A 17,718-nucleotide genomic window follows, 5' to 3' on the forward strand; every position below is an offset into this window, starting at 1 on the left:
CCACACAAATCTGTGTGATCGTTCATCTGCATTTCATTTTAGATATTTAACCTGTCTACTTGACAGGGGGCATATCAGGTTAAGAGCCTGTCAACTGTTTTTCACGAGATGGGGCTCCAGGTTCTTGCGGAGGGAGTGGAGAATGCCCAGCAGGAGGCGTTTGTAAAAAGCTGCGGGATTGATTACATCCAGGGTTTTTATTTTACAAAACCGCTTCCGGAGGAGGAGGCCTTTGCTTTTATCAGGAATGCGCAGGCAAAACAGGAAATGATACGGGGGATTCAACCATGACAATGAGACAGCTTACAACAATGGAGAAGCTGAGTTTCGGCGGCGGCGATGTTGCCAACTGCGTTACTTTTGGGGTTACGTCGGCGTACCTGTCCTATTATTACACAGACACAGTGGGCATCTCTGTGGCTGCAGTGGGGCTTATTCTGGGTGCGGCCAGAATCATAGAGGCATTTGCCAATCTCGCTACCGGCGTGGCGATTGACAAAGTACACTCGCGGCTGGGCAGGACAAAGCCTTTTCTGTATGCAACGACCATACCGCTCATGCTGTTTTTCTTTCTGATGTTCGCGGTACCGGATGTATCGGCAGCGGGAAAGACGGCGTTCGCTTTTTTTACCTATCTGACATTCTGTGTGCTGTATGCGGTGAACAACACGGCTTACGGGACGCTTCTGTCCATGATGACCGGAAATGTGAAGCAGAGGAGAAGCATCAATAATTACAAGCTTATGGGGATCGGGGTGGGAACCATGATATCCAATGCCTGTACCCTTCCCCTTGTAGCGCTTCTGGGGGGCGGCAGAAAAGGGTATATTTTTACGGGACTTGTATTTGCGGTGATCAGTGCAGTGTTTCTTATGAACTGTACTGTACAATGCCGGGAGAGGATCGCCGTGCAGAGTGACAAGGTGAAGATCACGGACGAGCTGCGCTATGCGGTCAGAAGCCGTTCCTGGATGGCTCTGTGTGTGGTCGCACTTCTCATCACCTGCGCGCTTACGCTGCGGACTTCCGGAATCGTCTACTATGCCAGATATGTGCTGGAAAATGAAGACCTGGCAACCCTGCTTCTTGCCATGTCACCTATTTCCATGCTGGTCAGCTCGCCGTTCATCGGACAGGTACTGGACCGGGTGGGAAACCGGAAATGCATGGTGCTTGGAAGTCTGGGCATGATACTTTCCATACTGGGCATGGCTGCTTCCGGCAGCAATGTAGCGGGACAGGTCGTGTTCAACTTCCTCTGCGGCGTGGCCTCCAATCTCTGTACAGGGCCGCTGTACTCTGCGTGCTCTGATACCATGGATGAGGTGGAGTACCTGACAGGGGAACGTCCCCAGGGAATCATGACATCTGTGATGATGTGCACCAATAAGCTGGGAATCGCCTTTGCGCCCATTATCTCTTCCATTGTTTTAGGGGCGGGAGGTTATGCGGCGGGCGGTGTGCAGTCAGCAGGAGCGCTGGCAGCCATCAAGGGAAATGTTTTCTGGATCCCCGTGCTCCTTTCCGGCCTGGGGATACTGGCAGCCCTGTTCTTTGACCTGGATAAGAAGCATGGAGCCATGGTAAACGCCCTGGAAAACAGAAGAAATAAAATTACCTGAAAAAAAGTATTGACATTTACGCTGCGTAAACCCTTATCCTTTCAGGTGAAGGAGGTGGAAAGATGGAATATACAGTGAACCGGCTGGCACAGATATCCGGAGTCAGCAAGCGTACGCTCAGGTATTACGACGAGATTGGATTACTCAGGCCCGAACGGGTAAATCCAAACGGCTACCGCATCTACGGGCAGATGCAGGTGGATCTGCTGCAGCAGATCCTGTTCTACCGGGAGCTGGGCCTGCCGCTGGAGGAAATCAGGGAGATCATAAAAAATCCCGGATTTGACAGGGAAAAGGCTCTGGAGGACCATCTTACAGCCCTTCTGCAGAAAAAAAGGCAGACAGAGATTCTCATATCAAATGTAAAGAAGACTCTGGATTCTATGAAAGGAAGAGCGATGATGAGTGACGAAGAAAAATTTGAAGGATTTAAACGTGATCTGATAAAGGAAAATGAAGAAAAATACGGCAGGGAGGTGCGGAAGGCCTATGGGGAGGATGCTGTTGATGCATCCAACGAAAGGCTTGCAGGTATGAGCCGGGAAGAGTGGAACAGACAGGAGGAGCTGAGTAAGGAGATCCTGGAAACCCTGAAGGCAGCCATGGAGGACGGCAGTCCCGCAGGAGAGACTGCGCAGAAGGCCTGCGACCTGCACAGACAGTGGCTCTGCATGTTCTGGGGAGACGGCGCGTATTCCAGGGAGGCTCACAGAGAGATGGGTGAGATGTACGCCGCGGATGAGAGGTTTAAGGCATATTACGACAAGGTTCAGGACGGAGCGGCGGAATTTCTCAGAGATGCGCTGAACATTTACTGTTCCTGAGAGAAAGTGGGATAAGGGTATGGGCCCGGCGGTATAGCCGGGCTCCATGCCTTTTTACGTTACGTTCATGCATTTTTCATAGTTTTTTTCTTGACCTTACAGTAGCTGTATCATTTAGAATGTCATATAACAGCAAAAAAGCCGGGTACCGGAAAAAACGGGTGCGGCACTTAATGAGGTGGAAAGATGAAACAGAGAAAGCTGAATGTAACATACAGGGATCTGGAGAGAAAGGATTATCCCTATATCGAGAAGATTATCAGAGACACATGGAACTATGACAGTATCTGCGACAGGCCGTCCACGGCAAAACAGATGGCAAAGGTATATCTGCGGGGCTGTCTGGCACAGAAAACCTATGCCAGGGTGGCAGTCTGCAGGGACAGGGTCGTGGGAATCATTGTGGGACAATACGGGAAGGACAGGAAAATGAATCCGGGAATGCATATAAGCAGTTTTTTCAGCGGCCTGAGGCTGATGATGGCCAGAGACGGAAGGAAAGTGGCAAAGCAGTTCCGGGGATTTGAGAAAACGGACAGGGATATGCTGGAGAGCTGCGGAAAGAAATTTGACGGTGAGGTGGTGTTCTTTGCCGTGTCAAAGGCAGTCAGGGGCTGCGGTGTGGGAAAAGAACTGTGGGGACAGTTAAGAGGCTATTTCCGGGCAAAAAGCGCGGAGAGCATTTATGTCTATACGGATAATACCTGTAACTATAAATTCTATGAAAGTCAGGAATTTGAGCGCCTGGACTGCCGAGAACTGCTGGTAAGCCCGGGCGGACAGAGGTTCCGACTGGAGATGTATTTATATGAATATAACTTTTAGGCCGGCTTTCAGTTTACCGGGCGCGGGACATTTACGGGGAAGGAACCATGGTCCGGCGGGCGTAACAGACCGTTGAAAAACGGTACTTTTGCCATAATCATGCAGGAAAATATAAACATTTTGTAAATATTGCATAAAAATTAAAGGAAAATAGATGAAATCTTAAAAGAAATTTAGTACAATACTTTTATACAGTGTTTACAATGTGATAAAAGGCAGCATTCGGCTGTCAGGAAGATGAAAGGGGAGACATGATTATGACAGATTGGAAAGAGTTATTGGATAACGGATACGATGATGTCAGGGAGCTTGCAGGACGCCTGCATATAACGGAGGAGGAACTCCCTGCGCTTTGTAAGATTCAGGATATGTTTCCCATGTTTGTGAATCCTTATTACCTGTCTCTGGTGGATGAAAATGACCCGGAGGACCCTGTGAGGAAACTCTGCATCCCGGCGGACGCGGAGCTGAAAGCAGGGGGTGAGATGGATACCAGCGGTGAACACGACAACACTGTCATGACAGGAATGCAGCATAAGTACGATGCCACAGTGCTGATACTCTCCACAAACCAGTGCGCCATGTACTGTCGCCACTGTTTCCGCAAGCGTCTTGTGGGCCTGTCAGGGGATGAGATCGCGGAGTATATCAGTGATATGGCACAGTATGTGCGGGAGCACAAGGAGATCAACAATGTACTTGTGTCCGGCGGTGATGCATTCCTCAACAGCAACGGGACCATCAGAAAGTATCTGGAGGAGTTTTCAGGGATTGAACATCTGAACCTGCTCCGCTTCGGCAGCAGGACACCGGTAGTGCTTCCCCAGAGGATCACAACAGACCCTGAACTGGTGGACATGCTGACAGAGTATGGAAAGAAAATACAGATCTACGTTGTGACCCAGTTCAATCATCCCAATGAACTGACCTCTGAGGCCAGGGAAGCAGTACATACACTGATGCGTGCGGGGATCGTGGTGAAAAACCAGACCGTGCTGTTAAAAGGGGTGAATGACAGGCCGGAGGTTCTGGGAAAACTTCTGCAGGAAACTACAGCCATGGGGATTATTCCCTACTACGTATTCCAGTGCAGGCCGGTAACAGGCGTACACAGCCAGTTCCAGGTACCTCTCCATGAAGCTTACCGTGTAGTGGAAGGTGCAAAACAGATGCAGAGCGGCCAGGGAAAATGCTTCCGCTATGTCCTTTCCCATGTGACGGGCAAGATTGAGATTCTGGGTGAGACAGGGGACGGCAATATGCTGTTCAAGTATCATCAGGCAAAGTACGAGAAGGACAGAGGACGTATCTTCACCAGCAAAATCGGTGAGGGACAGTGCTGGCTGGATTAAAAAAGAAAAAACGGAAACGTACAGCAGTAAAGCTGCCATAAAATGTGAAAGTTTATTTTTCATTTTATGGCAGTTTTTTTGTACCTGTGCCGCAAAAGGGAATCTCAGCAGACCGTAAAATTATTTTTATCAAAGTCAATCAGCCCCTCATCCTTCATTTTATATAATTCAACGGTCATGGAGCTTCTGTCAACGGACAGATAGTCAGCGAGCTGCTGTCTGTTAAAGGGAATGGTAAATTTTTTGGAGCTCTGAAGCCTCATCTGCTGGGAAAAATACTCCAGCAGTTTGGCACGGATGGTGTGCGGCGTCAGGCAGTCTATTTTCCGGGAGAAATGCAGATTTTTTTCCGCCAGAACGCCCAGCAGATTCTGAATAAGTTTGGTATGAAAGCGGCATGCAGAGGAACAGGTGGTCAGCACGCGCTTCAGATCCAGAAACAGGATCTCCGTATCAGCAGCGGCAAGCGCTGTCCCGTCAAAGGTTGCCTGAGGAACACAGGCATAGGTTTCACCGAACAGGTCCCCCGGGCCGAGTCTGGCCAGAAGAGATTCCTTTCCCCAGTAGCTTTCCCTGACTATGTGTACATTACCTTTCAGGATAAGTCCAATCTGTGAGATTCGGTCACCCCACCGGAAGATGGAGGCGTCCTTTTTATATTGGCGGATACTTCCCGACAGGCAGTCCAGCATGGCGGTGAGTTCATCCTCGGTGATTCCTCTGAATAATGGGGAGTGTTTTAATTCTTTTACGGGAAATTCACTCATAAATGTTAGAATCCTTTCTTATTTGTTGTACCTACAACAGAATGATTTTTTTAATTATAGTATATTATCCATGAAAAGACAAGAACAGAGGAGGAATTGCAATGGCAAGAAAACTGGTTCAGATAGATGAGAGCAAATGCAACGGCTGCGGGCTGTGCGCAAGTGCCTGTCATGAGGGTGCCATCGGTATGGTGAACGGAAAGGCAAAGCTTTTGAAAAAAGAATTATGCGACGGCATCGGAGATTGCCTTCCGGTATGTCCCACAGGGGCCATAGCCTTTGAGGAGAGCGGCTCCCGCCCCTGGCCCGTACAGATAAAACTGGTATCTCCGGCAGCGTCCTTTTTTAAAGGGGCCGACCTGCTGATCGCGGCTGACTGTACGGCTTATGCCTATGCGGGATTCCACCGGGAGTTTATGAAAGACAGAGTGGTTCTGATCGGGTGCCCGAAGCTGGACAGTGTGGATTACTCCGAAAAACTGGGGGAGATCCTGGGGATAAATGATATAAAAAGTGTAACAGTGGTGCGTATGGAGGTTCCATGCTGCGGCGGAATCGAGCGCGCAGTGAAAAATGCCCTTTCAAGATCAGAACAGGAAATACCATTTCAGGTGGTAACAGTAACGACACAGGGAGATTTGATATAGCAGTTATGCGGTATTGAATGGAAAAAGTGCTGTACAAATAAAAAAGTTAAGAAAAGAGAGGAAATCAATTATGGAAGAAAAAATGTTTTGTTTTCAGTGTGAGCAGACTGCAGGATGCAGCGGATGTAAAGGAAACAGAGGAGTGTGCGGCAAGCAGGAAACCACTGCAAAGCTTCAGGACGAGCTGACAGGCGCCCTGATTGGACTTGCACATGCCGTGGGAGAGGATAAGGCAGAACCGGAGACAGACCGTCTGATGATGGAAGGACTTTTTGCAACCCTTACAAATGTTAATTTTGATGATGAATCCCTGAAAAAACAGATCGCTTCCGTGCATCAGGAGAAGGAAAAATATGTACCCGGCTGTAATTCCTGCCAGGAACCCTGCGGCCGCACATCAGACTATCCCATGGAGATGCTCTGGAAAGACCAGGAGGATATCCGTTCCCTGAAATCTCTCCTGCTTTTCGGACTCAGAGGAACAGCGGCTTATGCTTATCACGCTATGGTACTGGGTTATACGGATGAACAGGTAAATGCATTTTTCTACAAGGGGATGGCTGCCATTGGGGAGGACAGGGATATGGACAATCTGCTCCCTCTTGTTATGGAGGCAGGCGCAGTGAATTTCCGATGCATGGAGCTGCTTGACAGGGCAAACACAGAGACTTACGGAATTCCTGCGCCGGCTAAAGTGGAGATGAAAGTGGAGAAAGGCCCGTTTATCGTCATTTCAGGTCATGACCTGAGGGATCTGAAACTGCTTCTTGAGCAGACAGAGGGTAAAGGCGTCAACATCTATACACATGGAGAGATGCTTCCTGCCCATGCTTATCCGGAGCTTAGAAAATATGCGCATCTGAAAGGAAACTTCGGCACTGCATGGCAGAACCAGCAGAAAGAGTTTGCCGGACTTCCGGCCCCGGTGCTTTTTACCACCAACTGCATTATGCCGCCTAAGGACAGCTACAGGGACCGGGTATTTACCACAGGTGTTGTCAGCTATCCGGGTATGGTGCATATAGGCGAGGACCGGGACTTTACACCGGTCATTGAGAAGGCTGCTGCGCTGGGCGGTTTTACAGAGGAGAAAACGTTCACAGGCATCAACGGGGGCAGCACACTGACTACAGGTTTCGGACACGATACCATTTTAAGTGCTGCAGGTCAGGTTGTGGAGGCTGTCAAAGCAGGACAGATCAGCCATTTCTTCCTGGTAGGAGGATGTGACGGCGCCAGAACAGGAAGGAATTACTATACAGAGTTTGTACAGAAGGCGCCGAAGGATTCCATTATCCTCACACTGGCATGCGGAAAATACCGCTTTAATGATCTGGACCTGGGTGAGATCGGCGGTCTGCCAAGACTTATGGATATGGGCCAGTGCAACGACGCATTCGGCGCTATCAAGGTGGCAGTCGCCCTTGCAGAAGCTTTTCACTGCAGCGTCAACGAACTGCCTCTGACTCTGGTGCTCTCCTGGTACGAACAGAAAGCCGTGAGCATTCTGCTGACACTTCTGCACCTGGGAATCAAGAATATCTATCTGGGGCCGACATTGCCTGCTTTTGTTTCTGAGAATGTGTTAAATTATCTGGTGGAGAATTTTCAGATTTCGCCTGTTAGTACGCCGGAGGAAGATCTGAAGAAGATTTTAGGATAGTCTTACTGCAGATAAGGGCCAGCGGAGCATTCATTTGCCCCGCTGGTATATTTTCTGATATTCTCTTGGTGACATTTCTGTATATTTTTTGAAAATCTTAGAAAAATATCCCTGATTTATGAAACCCGCCTGTTCGCTGACCTGAGCGATGGACAATTTTTGTGTCTGCAGCAAGTGCCTGGCTTTTTCTATACGCACCTTGTTCAAATAATCCGAAAAATGCTCGTTGGTCTTCTGATAGAACAGGGTGGACAGATAGGTATAGTTCAGATGAAATGCCTGGGCGATATCAGACAGCTTCAGGTCCTGATTGCAGTTATCAGCTATATAACTTTTGATCTGATAAAAAAGGTCAAGGTCACGTCTGGCAGTTTCACGCTGCACCAGATTGTTCACAAGCAGGAAGAAGTCATCCAGTATCTTGTCAAGGACAGCATAGTCAGGGGCTTTGTCTATCATCTTGAAATATTTCACTTTTTCCATATTAATGCCGGAAGTGTCAAAACCGGCCATAGTCAGCGCCAGAATCAGAGAGTATAGAGCACTTTCAATCTGTTTTTTAAATACAAATACCTCTGTGGAGGGGCTTTCTACAGTACGGCGTACATATTGTCTGAGCAGGTGGCGGACCCCGGGGAGATACAGGGGATCAAGATTTTTCTGATACTCCTGTTGAGGGAATGGAAGTGCAGAAGCCTTTATATCCTCAGGGTATAGTAATTCTCTTTCCGGAAAATAAAAGCTGTATTCCAAAAGCCTGATACAATCCTTATATCTGGTGAGTGTGCAGGACAGGTCATTGTACGGTTCGGACAGGGTAAAAATCATTTTTCTGCCTGTCTTCCGTTCAAGCATTGTCACGAGTGCAGTTGACAGAGCGGGCACCAGGTCTTTGTTTTCCGGAACTGTCTGCAAAAGGATGCAGAGATACCCCTCGTCGGAAATACAGAAAGCGTGGGAATGAGGGGCAAACTGTCCGGCAATTTCAGGGGCTATCTTTTTTTCCAAAGTGTAGAAAGAGATATCGCTCAGGATTTTTCCGGTTAGAAGAAGATAGGGTTCTGTTTCCAGGAAATCCGTATGCGCATCACGGAAACGCTGCAGGGCATCAGGACAGCACAGAGTACCGCCATGGAGCAGTTCTTTTAATGTCTGGGCGGCAGATGCATGGCTTCTGATACCGGGTGAGGCGGACCTGAGCCTGTTCATAAGGGCAAGCAGTTCATCCTTATCGAGAGCAGGTTTTAAAAGATAGTCGGCAACTCCGAGTTTAAACAGGGATTTCACATACTCGAAGTCATCGTAGCTGCTCAGAACGATAATATGTATCCATGGATATTGTTCTTTCAGCTTCTTTGTGAATTCAATTCCGTCCATGACAGACATGATGATATCTGTCAAAATGATGTCGGGCTGTATTTCCTCTATCATGTGCAGGGCCTCCAGACCGTTGGAGGCTTCGCCGGCGATGGTAAATCCATTTTCTTCCCAGTTGCAAAGGTATTTAATTCCATTTCTCAATAGCAGTTCATCGTCGATGATCAATATTTTAGTCAGATGCTGTTCCATTTCCAGTTTCCTCCCTTTAAAGCAGTGACCAAACGGCAGTTTATATACAGTGGGTTGTACCGGGTTCAATCAGAGGCAGTTTTATAGTAATCTGTGTGCCATAGCCTTCCAGGCTGGCGATATGCAGGCCATAGGCAGCGCCGTAAATCAGTTTTATTCTGTCATTTACATTCTTTACACCGATGCCTGTGAACCCTTTATTACGGATTAGGGCTGCATCATCGGATAGTATGGTAGCAAGGATATGGGAGGGGATACCCTGTCCGTTATCGATGACCTCTATGATCAGTGTGTCCTCCATCTTGGCTGCATAGATACTGATATCCCCCAGCGGATTATTATCGGTGAATCCGTGGAAAATAGCATTTTCGGCCAGGGGCTGCAGGAATAATTTGGGGACCAGGAAGTTACGGCAGTCTTCAGATATCTGAAGCATCAGCCGTATGCCGTTTCCGTATCGGAGCTGCTGTATCTTGAAGTAGCTCTCCAACAGGGCACATTCCTCCTCCAGCGGTATCGTCTCTCTGGTATCTCCAATGGTTTTTCTGAGAATATCTATGAGGGCAGTGATACCGCTTATGACATCCTGGCTGCGGCCGGCTGCTGACAGATACTTTATGGAGGCCAGAGTGTTATAAATGAAGTGAGGATTGATCTGGCTCTGGAGGGCATTCTGTTCCGCCAGTCTTCTGGCGTTCTGTTCCCGGGCCAGATTATCCAGATATGTGTCCAGTTCCAGGAACATCTTGTCAAATGCGGCACCAAGCTGTTCCGCTTCCAGACATCCGCCGCAGTTTACAGCAGCAGGTCGTTTTGAGGCTCTGTCCCAGTCAATGTTGTACATGGCCATTGTCAGATTCTGTATGGGCCGGGTGATACGCCGCACGGCAAAGACTAAAAAGAGCAGTGCCGCAGCCAGAATCAGTCCGGTAATGCAGACAACGATCAAGGTGTTGGAAAATACTTTTGATGTTATAGTGGAATAGTCTGTGAGCTGCACGATCCTGACATCGAAAAAAGCATTTTCAGCGGAGACAGGAATGTATTTCTTGTCTTGATAATCCACTGCAATGCCGGCTGTTTTTGAACCGGAGATGTCAAGGAGTTCTCTGTCCGTCCTTCCAATCTGTCTGGGGTCGGAGTCGGACAGGATCAGTCCGTCATGCGTCATCACAGAAAAGCGGTTGTCATCCTGCCTTAGATTGAAATATAAGCTGGAAAAACAGGATTCATCAATGGCAATCAGGATATATCCATAGGGAGACTGGGAATACGGATCAAAAAGGGAGCAGGCGGTAAACGTATAATACTTATCCCGGGTCTCTCTGGTGATGCCCCTGTGATAGTAGTCTATTCCCATTCTTTTAGGATTCTTCTGTACCTTCTGCATGAAATCTTCATCTATAATACCAGTATCCTCCAGGGCCACGGTTTCATTATATGTAGTGTAAGTACAGTTGTTTTTTCCGTATAGGATGATATTTACATTGGAATAGCTGAAGAAACCGTTATAACTCTGCAGATAGGTATTGACATATCTTTGCATTTGATAGTAACAGAAAGTATCTTCCGGTGTCTCCTCGAGATAGGATTTTATCGTGCTGTCGGAAGAGAGCTGTACCATGATATATATGAGCTGCTGATAAAAGGTAATAAAACCCTCATTCAGCTGCTGGACAGAATGCTGGCTTGAAAGCGTGATCAGTTCAGACGTATTCTTCCGGTATTGATAGGAAATGATGGAGGTGGTGAACAGAAAGAAGAGAAGAAAAGCAATGATTACAATACATAGAATTTGTGAAGAAATCCGGCGGCTGTTTTTCATTTTTCTCCCCCTTTCGACAAAATACGACTTTTCAGGAACCGAATTCATTATATAATATAAATATACGAAAATCAAATGAAAATAGCTGTTAAATTGTGTAAAATGCACAAAACCAAAAAAATTATAAATGAACCTGAAGATTTTACCGAAACAGTTGTTTCTGTGTAGGAAAAAACGGCACAATCAAAAAATAAGAATAAATCTGCCGAAAAAATTCACGTGATTCCCGTATCACATCTGGTAAGATATTATCATCAAGTTGATGAAAAGGAGCGTAAGTTATGAAAGGAAAAAGAACAATAAGCGTTGCTATGGCAGCAATCGTCGTATCCGGACTTCTGAGCTCGTGCGGACAGAGCCAGGAGGAAAAGACGGGAGATGAGAAAGAACAGGTTACACTGCAGTATTGGTATCAGGGTACAGACCAGCTGAGCACAGAATTTGCCCAGCGTTGTGTGGAATCTTTTAACGAAAAATATCCGGATATCAAGGTGGAGGCCACGGGGATGTCTACCACTATTTCAGACCAGGAGACAAAGCTGAATGCAGCGACGCTCAGTGACACCTATCCTGACGTGATAGCAGTGGTCCTGGCGGAGGTGGGATCAAGAGGGTCTCTTGGAGACTTTGAGCCGTTGGAGCCATATATAGAAAAATGGAAAGAAAAAGAGGATTTGTTCGACAGTGCATACGAGATGGGGAAATACCAGGGGACTCAGGTGGCACTGGGTGTGCTGCCGAATCCGCAGATCTATACTTACCGCAAAGATGTCTTTAAGGAGGCAGGTCTGGACCCGGAAGATCCGCCGTCAACCTGGGCAGAACTGAAGGACACTGCGGAAAAGCTGACAAAACGCGAAGGGGATAAGGTTGTATTCGCGGGGCTGGACATCCCATCCATAGACAGTTCTCTTGTATTCACAGAACCTTATATGCGTACCGCAGGCTCCAAGGTGGTGGATGAGGAAAAGGGGGAGCCGGCATTTACAGATGAGGCGGCTGTGGAAGCTCTGAATTTCCTTGGGGAAATGGCACAGATGAACATCTCTATACCACACGACCAGCAGAAAGGGGAGGAGCATCCTTTTGTAAACGGAAACGCAGCGATCAGTAATCTCTCCACTGCCAATATCCAGGCATTCCGTGCAAATTATCCTGACGCGGAACTGGGATACCTGCCGATTCTGAAAAAGGATGAGAATTCCGGTGACGGCGTCTGTTTCTGCGGATATCAGCTCATAGCCATGAGCGGAAGTTCCAAGCATAAAGATGAGGCATGGCTATTTATGGAGCATATGATGTCAAATGATGTAGTGTGGGACAGGACCGAGACATTCAATACTCCTATTGTCAAGAAATCCCTGGAGGACAAATATATGGAATCCGGTGATAAGGAGCTGAAGAGCGCTATTTTGAATTATGTGGAGAACGGAAAGGGAAAGGCAACGGTACCGTGGGTAAGCGAGCTGAACAAATACGTATCTGTGGCATATGAGGAAGTCATCAACGGAAAGAAGACAGCACAGGAAGCACTCAATGACGCAAATGATCTGCTTACGAAAGAGATATCAAAATAAATCATGTGAAACGGGCTGCGGATGCTTGTCCGCAGTCTATTTTTACGCTTTTTTGGCTGGGAGGACGGATTATGAGGAGGACAAAGAGGATTGGTGATGACCGCTGCGGATATGTGTTCATTGCACCTTATTATATATTTTTTGTGATGTTCGTGCTGTTTCCGATTTTGGTGAATATCGGGCTTAGTTTTACGGATTTTAATCTTAAATCCATCTCTTTTGTGGGGGTGGAGAATTATGTGACTATGATATCAGACAGTTTATTTTGGATTTCAGTGAAGAATACGCTGATATATGTGGTGTTTACTGTGTTTTTTACCATGGTACTGGGGCTTCTGCTGGCACTTGCGCTGAGAAGTGCGGCGCTGTGGGGGACAAAGTTCTTCAGAGGGATCATATATATGCCATATGTGACATCCATGGTGGCTATGTCCATGGTCTGGCTGTGGATGTATGACCCGACCCACGGAGTCATCAATGTACTGACAGAGATGCTGGGAATTTCGGCACAGCAGTGGCTGTATGACGAAAAGCTGGCTCTCGGTGCTGTGATCGTCATGGGCATCTGGAAGGGGATTGGTTATTACATGACCTTATTCCTGGCAGGGCTGAATAATATCCCGGCGTATTTATATGAAGCTGCCAAGATAGATGGGGCCAATGCCATTCAGTGTTTTAAGCATATCACACTGCCGATGCTGAAACCTGTGACCTTTTTTATAATGATCACAGGAGTGATCAGTGCCTTTAATGTATTTGAGCAGGTGAATGTAATGACATCAGGAGGCCCTATGAACTCAACGACGACAATTGTGCATCAGATTTATATAAGGGCATTTACAGAATATAAGATGGGTTATGGAGCTGCTGAGGCGGTATTTTTACTGCTGATCGTGTTTGTATTCACAATACTGAATTTTAAATACGGCAACCAGGGCCAGGATCTGGATATTTGACAGGAGGGTGGTAAATGAAAAAAAGTAGAGTGAGACAGGGGCTGCTGCTCCTGCTAATGGTATTTTTCTGTACAGTCATCATGCTGCCGTTTTTGATCATGTTTTTTACTTCCCTGAAGACCTCCTCGGAGATTGCAGCTCCTGTATTCCGTCTGCTGCCCGAGAAATGGCTGTTCTCCAATTATGCAGACGCCATGAAGTCGTCGGATTGGGGAAGATTCTTCTATAACACATTTTTTGTCACTGTAGTGGCAACGGGCATCAGCCTTGTCATCAATTCTATGGCGGGTTATGCTTTTGCCAGATTAAATTTTAAGGGCAGGGATATGCTTTTTATGCTGGCACTTGTGGGAATGATGATTCCGCAGCAGGTTACAATGCTTCCGAATTTTGTAGCTATGAAATACTTTCCGCTGGCAGGCGGCAACAATATCCTGGGGCAGGGAGGAACAGGACTCATCAATACATATGCGGGAGTGGTCGCCCCGTATATTGCTGGGGCTTTCGGTGTGTTCCTGTTCCGTCAGTTCTTCCTCAATTTTCCAAAGGCGCTCGATGAAGCGGCAAAGATAGACGGACTGACCAGATTCGGTACTTTTGTCAGAGTCTATATTCCACTCAGCAAGGCGATATTTGCCACATTGATCGTTTTTAAGACCACGAGTACATGGAATGAATATACATGGCCGCTGATCATAACAGCTAAAAAGGATATGTGGACAGTCCAGCTTGCGCTCAGCGTGTTCAAGGAGGAATTTGTGACCCAGTGGAATTATCTGATGGCAGCTACGACACTTATCATGCTGCCGCTTCTGGTGCTCTATATCTTTATGCAGAAATATTTTGTGGAGGGCATCGTGACCACAGGAATCAAAGGATAGGAGGAAAAGGATTTGAGGACAGTTCTTGTTTTGATGGATACACTGAACAGGCGGTATCTGAAGACTTACGATGAAAATGCGGTGGGAATCACACCGAATATAGACAGATTCTCCCGAGACTGCGTGATATATGACAGCCATTATATCGGTTCCGCACCGTGTATGCCGGCAAGGCGTGATATTTTTACAGGCAGAATGCAGTTTCTGGAGAGAGGATGGGGAGGTATTGAACCTTTTGATATCACGCTTCCCCAGGTCCTCAGGGAGAATGGTGTCTACACACATATTACAACAGACCATACTCACTATTTTGAGATAGGGGGAGAAAATTATTGTGATCTGTTCAACACATGGGACTATCACAGAGGTCAGGAGTTTGATGCCTGGGTATCCAGTGTCAGGCAGCCGTGGGTGGACCCGGAGGGATATGGGAGGAAATCGCCGCAGTATCTGTTGAACCGGAGTCGTTTCCTGACAGAGGAAGAATTTCCTACGCCCAAGACTTTCCGGTCAGCTTGTGATTGGGCGGAGGACAACAGGGGGTGTGATGACTTCTTTTTGATGGTGGAAAGCTTTGACCCACATGAACCCTTTGACTGTCCGGAAGAATATCTCAGGATGTACCACGATACTTATGAGGGCAGGGAGTTTAACTGGTCTTCCTATGCGCCGGTTACAGAACCGCCTGATGCTGTAGCGCATCTTGAAAAATGTTACCTTGCTACACTTACCATGACGGACAGATGGTTTGGCAGATTCATAGACTCTCTGAAGAAAAATGGCCTGTATGAAGATACTCTGATCATACTCACCACGGACCATGGGCATATGCTTGGGGAACACGGATTTACAGGAAAAAATTTTATGCATGCTTATAATGAGATGGCCCATATTCCTCTGATGATGAAGAGGCCCGGAAAAGAGAACAGGGGGAAAAGGGTGACACAGCTGACACAAAATATAGACTTGATGCCAACAATTTTAGAACATCACAACTGCAGGATACCTGAACGGGTAAAAGGCATTTCCCTGGTAAAAACTATGGATGGCAGAGCAGAAGCCAGAGAACAGGTGATATATGGATGGTTCGGACGTGCGGTAAACGTCTGTGACGGAAAATATGTATATTTCCGGGCACCTAAGAGCTTGGAGAACCAGCCTCTTCACCAGTATTGCGGAATTCCAAGTACGGTATGGCGTTATTTTGGGGAGGAGTATGCGGAAGAGATTGAGATGGGGAGATATCTCTCATATACAAGATATCCGGTCTATAAGATACCAATCAAGAAACCGGAGGATTATTCGGGAGATATCGCATTTGTTTCAGAATCGCAGCTATTTGACCAGGAGGAGGACTACTATCAAATGCATCCTTTGAAGGATGAAAAACTGGAGATGATAATGTGCAAAAAATTGGTGAGAGGAATGAAGGAGGCTGAGGCACCGCAGGAGCAGTATATCCGTTTAGGGGTGGACTCCCTATAAAAAAATCACACATTTTTGTGAGAATATGATAGAATCATCCTAACAAAAGCCAGGCTGCTATCCGGTTATAAAATTCTACAGCAAAAAGGCATGTGCACAGACTGCATTTTATGTGGTCTGTGCACATCTGTCTTGCAATTGCCTTGAAATCTCAGGGCAGCATCCGGCGGGGCAGCCAAAGGCTGAACAGTTATAAACTGTGTACAAAAAGATAAGGAGGATTCACATGAGAAGGAAAGACAGGGAGAAATCACGGGAATTTGCTTTGGAGGTAACAGACAAATGTGAATGGGCGGTATTATCCATGACAGATCAGGAGGGAATGCCCTATGCAGTTCCTGTGACCATTGTAAGAGACGGAGACTTCGTCTATTTCCATACGGCAAAGGCAGGTAAAAAAATAGATATTTTAAACAGGCATCCGCAGGTATGCCTTGTCTGTGTAGGTGATACGGAAAGGCAGACGGACAGCTTTACCACATTGTATGAATCGGCAGTCATAAACGGAACCATCTGTGAGGTGACGGAGGATGAAGAAAAAATCCATGCACTCAGAATCCTCTGTGAACGGCATACGCCTGCAAATATGGGACAATTTGACAAGGAAGTGGCGAGGAGCCTTAAGATAACGGGAGTATGGAAGATTCATATAGAAGAAATAACCGGGAAGGCCAAGTGAGACAGCACTGTTTCCGGCATAATCCTTCCCTGTTTCCAGCAGAGTAGGCTGAAGTCCGTTAAGGGTTCAAAGTATGTGCAGCAGATTATGTAACCGCCGTTTGGGAACAGGCGTCAGCCTTCAGAAATACCGCATAAAACCGGGATACCGCATAGAAAAGTGTGGTTTCCCGGTTTTTTTCGGTGCTTATTGTGCGCTGAAAAGATATAACCATAAGTTATGGCAGATATGAAAAATGAAACAAAGGGGTTGTAAAAAAGGGAATATAATGTTATATTTTTATACAAATTTTATAATTACTTTATAAAGTTAATAGGATATTACTTTAAATCGTATACTGATTTCATGTGGAGAATAAAATGAATGGACAGATGGTACTTGATAAAATAATGGATACTTACCGGCCGAATTTTGATGTGGAGGAGCCGTATGAGTTTCACGGTGAAGTCTATGATGCCTATGCCGGGTTTAGCATGACCAGCGCCAAATATGTGCTGGTGAAACGCGCGGAGCTGTGGCGTGCCCACTGCTTTGAACACGCATTTTTTCAGTGCAGGGAGGAGATACACGCTGGAGATCTTCTGCGTTTCCAGGAGCAGCTCCTGGAGCATATGGAGCCGGAGCTGGTCAGGGGGGGGAGGCAGAGCCTGTTAAGGACCACATGTATACATATCTGACAGGTGTGTTCGTCTCAGAAAAAGCGGTATCTCCTGAGACATTACAGACACTGAAAAAATTAAAGTTCCGGAAAAACTATCGTTTTGCCGTGAGAGGGTTCTCAGAGGAGCGGCTTGTGCTTCTTGATATGGAAAACAGGAGGATATACGGTAATCCTGCGGCAAAGGATTTGATTAAAGGATATAAAAAGATGGTAACTTTTCAGTACCCTCACAGTTAGGAGCAAAATCCATGCAGAATCGCCTTTGGTGATAGGAATTTTGCCCGCTGCTGAACTTTTTCTTACGGCCAGTGCAGTAAATGCGCAGGCCTGCTGAATAGGTACAAAAGATGTTGCTATTTTTTTCATTATCAAATATTCATCAAAA

General features: G+C 46.8%; 17 protein-coding genes. 14 read left to right on the forward strand and 3 right to left on the reverse strand.

Translation table 11 applies throughout. The features are described from left to right. The first annotated feature begins 87 nt into the window (after positions 1–87). The 5 genes from WMO65_RS14805 to WMO65_RS14825 all read left to right on the forward strand — a co-directional run bounded on the left by WMO65_RS14805 (position 88) and on the right by WMO65_RS14825 (position 4,623). Positions 88–291 (forward strand): EAL domain-containing protein, encoded by a 204-nt coding sequence (locus WMO65_RS14805; RefSeq protein WP_148393345.1) that lies wholly within the window; start codon positions 88–90, stop codon positions 289–291. Next, the gene (locus tag WMO65_RS14810; RefSeq protein ID WP_148393344.1) at positions 288–1,622 is read left to right on the forward strand and encodes an MFS transporter; all 1,335 of its coding nucleotides are present in this window, start codon (positions 288–290) and stop codon (positions 1,620–1,622) included. Before WMO65_RS14805 ends, WMO65_RS14810 begins: the two co-directional genes overlap by 4 nt. A 62-nt stretch (positions 1,623–1,684) precedes the next feature. Next, a complete protein-coding gene (locus WMO65_RS14815; protein ID WP_033139861.1) occupies positions 1,685–2,446 on the forward strand; it encodes a MerR family transcriptional regulator in 762 nt (253 codons plus the stop codon). 186 nt (positions 2,447–2,632) lie between these two features. Continuing rightward, positions 2,633–3,271 carry a GNAT family N-acetyltransferase gene (locus tag WMO65_RS14820; protein WP_118743559.1) on the forward strand — a complete coding sequence of 213 codons (639 nt, stop codon included), beginning with the start codon at positions 2,633–2,635 and terminating at the stop codon, positions 3,269–3,271. Between the two features lie 257 nt (positions 3,272–3,528). Next, on the forward strand, positions 3,529–4,623 hold the full coding sequence (locus WMO65_RS14825) for a KamA family radical SAM protein (protein WP_052099016.1): 1,095 nt from the start codon (positions 3,529–3,531) through the stop codon (positions 4,621–4,623). Between the two features lie 104 nt (positions 4,624–4,727). On the opposite strand, the gene WMO65_RS14830 is transcribed toward WMO65_RS14825, so the two are convergent. Continuing rightward, positions 4,728–5,390, reverse strand: a complete 663-nt coding sequence (locus WMO65_RS14830) for a Crp/Fnr family transcriptional regulator (RefSeq protein WP_033139859.1) — start codon at positions 5,388–5,390, stop codon at positions 4,728–4,730. Positions 5,391–5,491: 101 nt separating this feature from the next. On the opposite strand from WMO65_RS14830, the gene WMO65_RS14835 reads away from it, so the two are divergent. Both WMO65_RS14835 and hcp read left to right on the forward strand, forming a co-directional pair. Beyond that, entirely contained in the window at positions 5,492–6,037 is a 546-nt protein-coding gene (locus WMO65_RS14835) for an ATP-binding protein (RefSeq protein WP_118743558.1), read from the forward strand. A gap of 70 nt (positions 6,038–6,107) precedes the next feature. Beyond that, positions 6,108–7,700 (forward strand): hydroxylamine reductase, encoded by a 1,593-nt coding sequence (hcp, locus tag WMO65_RS14840; RefSeq protein ID WP_187370662.1) that lies wholly within the window; start codon positions 6,108–6,110, stop codon positions 7,698–7,700. Positions 7,701–7,730: 30 nt separating this feature from the next. On the opposite strand, the gene WMO65_RS14845 is transcribed toward hcp, so the two are convergent. Beyond that, the gene (locus tag WMO65_RS14845; RefSeq protein WP_118743557.1) at positions 7,731–9,269 is read right to left on the reverse strand and encodes a response regulator; all 1,539 of its coding nucleotides are present in this window, start codon (positions 9,267–9,269) and stop codon (positions 7,731–7,733) included. 40 nt (positions 9,270–9,309) lie between these two features. Then, positions 9,310–11,094 carry a cache domain-containing sensor histidine kinase gene (locus tag WMO65_RS14850; protein ID WP_158588569.1) on the reverse strand — a complete coding sequence of 595 codons (1,785 nt, stop codon included), beginning with the start codon at positions 11,092–11,094 and terminating at the stop codon, positions 9,310–9,312. Positions 11,095–11,375: 281 nt separating this feature from the next. Between WMO65_RS14850 and WMO65_RS14855 the strand changes: the two genes are divergently transcribed. From WMO65_RS14855 to WMO65_RS26705, 7 genes are all read left to right on the forward strand, one after another. Then, positions 11,376–12,671 carry an ABC transporter substrate-binding protein gene (locus WMO65_RS14855; protein WP_033139856.1) on the forward strand — a complete coding sequence of 432 codons (1,296 nt, stop codon included), beginning with the start codon at positions 11,376–11,378 and terminating at the stop codon, positions 12,669–12,671. 71 nt (positions 12,672–12,742) lie between these two features. Then, a complete protein-coding gene (locus WMO65_RS14860) occupies positions 12,743–13,627 on the forward strand; it encodes a carbohydrate ABC transporter permease (RefSeq protein ID WP_118743555.1) in 885 nt (294 codons plus the stop codon). A gap of 14 nt (positions 13,628–13,641) precedes the next feature. Beyond that, positions 13,642–14,508 carry a carbohydrate ABC transporter permease gene (locus tag WMO65_RS14865; protein WP_118743554.1) on the forward strand — a complete coding sequence of 289 codons (867 nt, stop codon included), beginning with the start codon at positions 13,642–13,644 and terminating at the stop codon, positions 14,506–14,508. Positions 14,509–14,520: 12 nt separating this feature from the next. Further along, positions 14,521–15,993: a sulfatase gene (locus tag WMO65_RS14870; RefSeq protein WP_033139854.1), complete on the forward strand. Its 1,473-nt coding sequence runs from the start codon at positions 14,521–14,523 to the stop codon at positions 15,991–15,993. A gap of 226 nt (positions 15,994–16,219) precedes the next feature. Next, positions 16,220–16,672 (forward strand): pyridoxamine 5'-phosphate oxidase family protein, encoded by a 453-nt coding sequence (locus WMO65_RS14875; protein ID WP_052099008.1) that lies wholly within the window; start codon positions 16,220–16,222, stop codon positions 16,670–16,672. Between the two features lie 359 nt (positions 16,673–17,031). Next, positions 17,032–17,349, forward strand: coding sequence for a DUF8052 family protein (locus tag WMO65_RS14880; RefSeq protein ID WP_243107816.1), 318 nt, complete (start codon positions 17,032–17,034; stop codon positions 17,347–17,349). Continuing rightward, the gene (locus WMO65_RS26705; RefSeq protein WP_256157882.1) at positions 17,334–17,570 is read left to right on the forward strand and encodes a DUF8052 family protein; all 237 of its coding nucleotides are present in this window, start codon (positions 17,334–17,336) and stop codon (positions 17,568–17,570) included. The genes WMO65_RS14880 and WMO65_RS26705 overlap by 16 nt, the downstream gene beginning before the upstream one ends. The last annotated feature ends 148 nt before the right edge of the window (positions 17,571–17,718 follow it).

Source organism: Blautia caccae, from assembly GCF_040095955.1.
GTDB lineage: Bacteria > Bacillota > Clostridia > Lachnospirales > Lachnospiraceae > Blautia > Blautia celeris.